Raw genomic sequence first — 570 nt, forward strand, 5'->3', positions numbered from 1 at the left:
GCCCAAGGGTGCCCGTCACGCCGCCCTGCTGGCTCTCGACGCGATTGGGCAGGAAGGCGCTGCAGAGGTCATGCGGCGGGTCGTGGAAGGCGCGAAGGGCGGCGACATGCGGGCCGCCGAGCTTCTGCTGCGGCGCCTCTGGCCGGAGCGCAAGGGGCGCCCCATCGAACTGGAGCTTCCGGCGCTCAACACGTCAGCTGACGTGGTGGCAGCGACCTCCGCGATCGCTGCAGCCGTGGCTGCCGGCGAGGTGTCGCCGGAGGAAGGCCAGGCCGTCGCGGCGATTGTGGAGACCCATCGGCGGGCCATCGAAACGGAAGATCTGGAGCGGCGCCTTGCTGCTCTCGAGGCGGCGCAGAGAGGAGGCGCGTGATGGCGAACCTGGAACGGCGTATCGAGCAGCTGGAAATGAAGGGCTCGGGCAACTGGCGGGCGTGGGCCGGCGTGCCTGCCGATCAGTGGCTCGACGAGGCGCTGATCGCCTACCTGAAGGAGACGACGGGATTGGATGTCGGGCCGTCCCTCGCCGATCTCAACGAGGACGTGGTGCGCTCCATCGCGGAGGGCGCG

General features: G+C 70.0%; 2 protein-coding genes. Both read left to right on the top strand.

Annotated elements, in window-relative coordinates; genetic code table 11:
• The coding region (locus AC1ROY_RS34050) for a hypothetical protein (protein ID WP_493153396.1) at positions 1-373 on the top strand (373 nt) is incomplete at its 5' end.
• A partial coding sequence (locus AC1ROY_RS34055) for a hypothetical protein (RefSeq protein WP_493153397.1) occupies positions 373-570 on the top strand: 198 nt, incomplete at its 3' end. The genes AC1ROY_RS34050 and AC1ROY_RS34055, both read left to right, overlap by 1 nt.

This window comes from Roseococcus sp. GW821-FHT12F05, from assembly GCF_058806835.1.